4 protein-coding genes and 2 pseudogenes are annotated in these 5,642 nt (G+C 44.0%); 5 read left to right on the top strand and 1 reads right to left on the bottom strand.

What is annotated here, in order from left to right; all coding sequences use genetic code 11:
* Window positions 1-133, bottom strand: a pseudogene (gene ispH / locus V7D75_RS08980) (4-hydroxy-3-methylbut-2-enyl diphosphate reductase); the annotation flags it as partial.
* A gap of 432 nt (window positions 134-565) precedes the next feature.
* Here ispH and gmk point away from each other — a divergent pair.
* From gmk to V7D75_RS08955, 5 genes and pseudogenes are all read left to right on the top strand, one after another.
* Window positions 566-1,192, top strand: a complete 627-nt coding sequence (gene gmk / locus V7D75_RS08975; protein WP_333614281.1) for a guanylate kinase — start codon at window positions 566-568, stop codon at window positions 1,190-1,192.
* Window positions 1,193-1,393: 201 nt separating this feature from the next.
* Window positions 1,394-1,654, top strand: a complete 261-nt coding sequence (rpoZ, locus tag V7D75_RS08970; protein ID WP_068403827.1) for a DNA-directed RNA polymerase subunit omega — start codon at window positions 1,394-1,396, stop codon at window positions 1,652-1,654.
* 449 nt (window positions 1,655-2,103) lie between these two features.
* Complete coding sequence (locus V7D75_RS08965; protein ID WP_333614280.1) at window positions 2,104-4,293, top strand: RelA/SpoT family protein; 2,190 nt, start codon at window positions 2,104-2,106, stop codon at window positions 4,291-4,293.
* 120 nt (window positions 4,294-4,413) lie between these two features.
* The gene (locus tag V7D75_RS08960) at window positions 4,414-4,794 is read left to right on the top strand and encodes a RidA family protein (protein WP_191691038.1); all 381 of its coding nucleotides are present in this window, start codon (window positions 4,414-4,416) and stop codon (window positions 4,792-4,794) included.
* Window positions 4,795-4,944: 150 nt separating this feature from the next.
* Window positions 4,945-5,642, top strand: a pseudogene (locus V7D75_RS08955) (primosomal protein N'); the annotation flags it as partial.

Genomic DNA, 5,642 nt, shown 5'->3' with positions numbered 1-5,642 from the left:
CAAATTTGTTATGCACGACTTCATGACGCACATAAATGGGTGGCTCAAAACGTGTCAATGCTTCGTTCACTATCGCAATCGCGCGATCCACACCAGCACAAAATCCACGTGGATTGGCAAGATAAATTTGCATAAGAGGGCCTATCATTAGATAATTTATGGTTAAAGCTTAACGTCAAACTGCTTAACCTCAAAACTTGGGATAACATCCATGCTCTACTTTAGCATAATTTGCTTTTATTGCCTTTGAAAATAGCCCTGTTTCAAATGAACTGAGCATTAACGTTCATTGACACAGCGCTTTTTGATGCAAAAACAGACAATAAATAAGATTAAGTGCTAAAAAGCTTGCGCGAATTAAATAAAAGCGCGCCAAGCAGTTTATAATGACGTATCAATGAGAAATCAATACAACTTTATAGCGCCATACTTGATGGCGTTTTTTGTTTTTACCAGCTCAACACTTATTTGCGCCGTTTTTAGCTTTTTATTAGCGCACACTTTACTAGTACCTATTCCATTGTGGCACCTTACCATTAGCAAACTATCCATTAGGAAAAACCGTATGACAGGTTCATTATTTATTATTACCGCCGCCTCAGGGACGGGCAAAACCTCACTGGTCAAACAGCTACTGGCCACCACTAACGACTTAACCGTTAGCGTGTCGCACACCACGCGCGCGCCGCGTCCCGCTGAGATTGATGGTCAGCATTACCATTTTACCGACGTTGATAAATTTGTCACGGCTATCGGCGAAGGCAAGTTTTTAGAGCATGCCGAAGTGTTTGGCAATTATTATGGCACCTCAGAGCAAAGCGTGCGCGCGCAGCTGGAGGCAGGCGTCGATGTTATCCTTGAGATTGATTGGCAAGGCGCGCTACAAGTCAAAAAGATATTTACCGATGCGACGATGATTTTTATCTTGCCGCCAAGTTTAGCGACCTTACGTCAGCGCTTATCGACGCGTGCGCAGGACAGCATGGAAGTCATAGAGCAGCGCTTGGCGGGCGCGGTCACGGAGATGGCGCAATATGTACATTTTGATTTTGTGGTGATTAATGACAATTTTGAAGTGGCGTTAACCGAGCTAAAAGCCATTATCGTTGCCGATAGACAAACCCTTAAACGCCAGCAGCAGCGTTATCATCGCACTATTGCCAATTTGCTAAATAGCCAAGTCGACGAATAAGCAAAAAACACTTAGGGGAAAGAAAGCTTAGAGGTTAAAAATCTCGATTTTCGGATAACTAACAGCAGATATAAAAAGCAACTACGCGCTTCGGCAAAAAATGCTATAATGTCCAGCTATACGCTTTTATATTTTTGATATTATTTTTATTGAGTGACGGACAAGCGCCGTGACTGATAAAAACAACCGAGGTAGCTATTTATGGCACGAGTGACGATTGAAGATTGTTTGGATAATGTTGATAATCGCTTTGAGCTGATTTTGGTCGCCAGTAAGCGCGCCCGTCAATTGGCCAAAGGTATCGCTGAGCCGATGGTTGACGTCGATAACGACAAGCCTACGGTATTGGCATTACGTGAAATTGCTGCTGGCAAAATCACCCGTGATATTTTAAATCAGCCAGAGCATAACTTTGCGACAAGCTCATTAGATTTGGCTTTGTCGGGCGATCATAGCTTTTAATACAGAGCTGTTTTTAGTAAAACCTAACTTTTAGCAATAAGCACGACCACTTTATTCTGTGCTGACATTGCGAAAAGATAAGAACCACAGCGTCGGCTGTGGTTTTTTGGTTATGAAACGACTGATAACACCAAATGCTTGCCAATTATTGCGACCACTTATAGCGAAAATCATACCACTTAGGTAGAATTTTTTATTTTCTACCTGACTTACGCGCATAAGAGTTGACATTGAGAACAATTTACGATTAATTAGAGGGTGGTCTGCCCTCTTTTCGCTTTGTGCGTTTTAAGTTAGTATGCTTTGACCTAATAGCTTACTCTTTTGCATAACCGCCGCTTATTCATCCAGCTATCATTTACCCAACAGTCCTGAACCCATTAAAAGTCCGTAGCCGACGAACCGTCCTGAACTGATAAATAGGTATTGGAAAATAGGATTACCACCTTATGACTCAAACCTTGCCCAAACTCAGTCATCCTTTAGTGGATGATGCTCAATACAACCTGCTGCGCTCGGTAGGTTATCTCACTGCGGCTGAACGTAGTGATATTATTGATGCCTGTGAGTTCGGTGATATAGCGCATATCAAAGATAAGCGTAAATCAGGGGAGCCTTATATCACGCATCCGATTGCCGTCGCCGAAATATTGGCAGGCTTTCGCTTGGATCGCGATACCATTATTGCGGCAATCCTTCATGATACGGTAGAAGATACCGAGGTTAGCGCTGAAGATATTGAGCAGCGTTACGGTAAAATAGTATCCAGACTGGTCGATGGCGTGACCAAATTAAAATCATCAACCCATAACAAGCAAGAAAACAAAGCCGCCACCTTTCATAAAATATTGACCGCCACCCTTGCCGATCCGCGCGTCTTGATTATTAAACTGGCTGACCGCTTGCACAATATGTCGACGCTCGATGCGGTACGTCCCGAAAAACAGCGAACTACTGCACAAGAAACGTTAGATTTTTATGTACCCTTTGCGCGCTTGATGGGTCTCAATGACATTGCTGATTATATTGAAGTACTGTGCTATCGCAATCTTGATTCTGATATGTATAACAAGCTGTCTGATAAGCTGCTGCAACATGGACTTGGGCGTAATTTTCAAAGAGAAGCCATTCATCGCTATTTAAGTATTGTACTAAACAACCTTGATCTTAATGGCATGGTCAAAGTTTTAGACAATCGCGTGGTTATCTTCCGGCAGTTTTTCCGTAATCGCGGTGAAATCAATGCACTACTGCGCCACTATGCGTTTGAGATTGTGCTTGATAACATCGAAGCTTGTGACAAGCTTGCTTATTATCTGATTAAAAAATACCAGATTGATGACAGTCATATCGCTGATAATATTCGTCGTCCACTGCCCGGAGGCAATCAGTCGTTGACCCTGATTTATGAACGCGACAATGACTTTGTTAAAGTCACCATTTTAACCAAGCAAATGCAAAACGCGGCAAGGCTCGGTGTTATTGGTGCCGAACACGCCTCCGATGTTAGCCAGTCGGTTATTCAAGCGTCACTGCGTAATATGAAAGACTTGGTCGACGAAGACACGTTAGACGCCGATAGCCCTGATTTTTCCGCAGCCGTTTCTACTATTAATGAGCTGATGGATTATTTACACTCGAGTAAAATCATCTGCTACAGCCCGCAAGGCCGCGCTTATGAGCTGCCACAAGGTGCCACAGCGCTAGACTTTGCTTACGCTGTCGGCCCTATGGTTGGCAATGTCGCGGTCGGTGCCAATGTCGATAACAAGCATGCAAAACTCGGTACGGTGCTGAAAAACGGGCAGTTGGTCGAGATTGAAGTCAGCAGCCATTCTGAGCCAAAAGCGGAATGGCTCGGCTTTGTGGTGACCAATAAAGCCCGCGTGGAGATTTTACGTTGGTTCAAAGATTTATCACCTGCCGATAAACAGCATCATGGCAAACAAGCCCTAGACCGTGCGCTAAAAACCTATCAGAAAAGCCTTGATGATTTGACCGAAAGCGATTGGAAAAACCTGACCGAATGGCGCGGTCTAACAGAAAAAAATGCCCTGTTTGAGCAAATTAGCTCGGGCACGCTTCTGCCGCAACTGGTGGTGACGCGCTTGTTTAGCGATGAAGTCAGTGATATGCAGTCGCAAGAAAGCGTTGATGATATGACCCAACCGCAACAATTGATTGTCAACGCGTCAGGCGTTGAGCTTGATTTTGCCAATTGTTGTCATCCGATTTATGGTGACCCTATCGTCGGCCATTTATCACGTCATGGTCTGGTTGTGCATCGCCATAAGTGCTTTTCATTGGACGATATCCGTAAAGACAACCCTTATCAAGTTATCCAACTGCGCTGGCGTAATGATAAAGCCATTAAACAAGGCGACTCATCTGGGGAACATAACAGCAAAATACGCTTCCCTGCTTATCTCAAACTCTCAATCGCCCTAAGCGACGAGCAAATCAGTGAAGTGATTTATCATCTGCGCCAATTAAATATCGGGGTCGAAAAGGTCGACGTGCGTAGCAGCGATACCATTATTCATATCGTCGTTCGTAGCCGTAATCATTTGGCGCAAGGCATTCGCGAGTTACGTTCGCTACTTGGCTTCCCCAATATTATTAGGCTTTATCAATTATAAAAGCCGTTAAAATACATGTTAAAATCTATCCCTTTTAAAGCCATTCAATGTTGAGCATTTATTATCGCCTGAAATTTTTGGCCAATTTTTTAACCAAAAAAAACATCATAAGGAAATCATATGACCCGTCAAACCATTCAAACCGATAAAGCCCCAGCTGCCGTTGGCACCTATTCACAAGCGGTAAAAGTAGGCAATACTGTTTATATCTCCGGTCAACTAGGCTTTGACCCTGATACTATGGAGCTAAAAGAAGGCTTTGAAGCACAAGCCAAGCAAGTATTTGCAAACATCAAAGCCATCTGTGAGGCAGCCGGTGGCAGTTTAAATGATGTGGTCAAATTCAACGTCTCTTTAACCGACTTAAATGACTTTGCCGCGCTAAACGACGTATTTGTCGCTAACTTAAGCGAGCCATATCCTGCCCGCGCTGCCGTACAAGTGGCGGCGCTACCTAAAGGCGGCGTGGTTGAAATTGAATCTATCATGTATATTGAATAAGACGATTATTGAGCGTCACTGAGCATTACTATTTTACGTTAAATGATAATAAGCTTAGCTTCATGCTAAGCTTATTTGTCTGTGCCTGTTTAGATTTGCGTTGTTGTTTCTATCCTCTATTCATTCAATAAAAGACTGCGAAGCCCAGTTATGTTGCTACAAGTTGCCCTGCCCGTACCCCTTTATCGGGTATTTGACTATCGCTTGCCAGCAGATACGCCGACGTTGCCAAACGGCGCTGCCATGGCCACTATGGTGCTACCAGCGATTGGTAGCCGTGTTGAGGTACCTTTTGGTCGTCAAACCTTAATCGGTATTGTCATTGCTCATATTGAGGAAGCGTCTAGCGACGTTCCCATCAACAAGCTCAAACCTATTAATAAATGCTTAGATGCTGAGCCAATTTTAGATGCTAGCATGCTAAAGCTCGCGCATTGGCTGGCGCGTTATTATCACTATCCACTCGGTGACGTGTTAGCGGTGATGTTGCCAAGCCTTGTACGTCAAGGTAAACCGCTGGACTTACTCACTACCCATTGGCGGATTTTACCGCACGTCACTGATGATGATTTTCATAGCAATGCCAAAAAACAAAAGCAGCAGTTTGAGATGCTTAAGCTACACGGTGAGCACGGCGCTAGTGAAGACGTACTATTATTAGAAGGTATGCAGCGACCTTTCTTAAAGGCGCTAGAAGCCAAAGGGCTTATCGAGCGCTATATCGAAGCCAAGTCTGCGCCCGCGCCCGTTACTTTAGCAAAAATGCCGCTTGACCTAAATGAAGAGCAACGGCTTGCCGTTGATGGCATTATTGCTGCTCATGAAAATAAGCAATATACGGGGTTTTT

The sequence above is a fragment of the Psychrobacter sp. genome, assembly GCF_036731945.1.
Taxonomy (GTDB): domain Bacteria; phylum Pseudomonadota; class Gammaproteobacteria; order Pseudomonadales; family Moraxellaceae; genus Psychrobacter.
The sequence above is the reverse complement of the archived record's forward strand: the minus strand, read 5'-3'. Positions and strand labels throughout refer to the sequence as shown.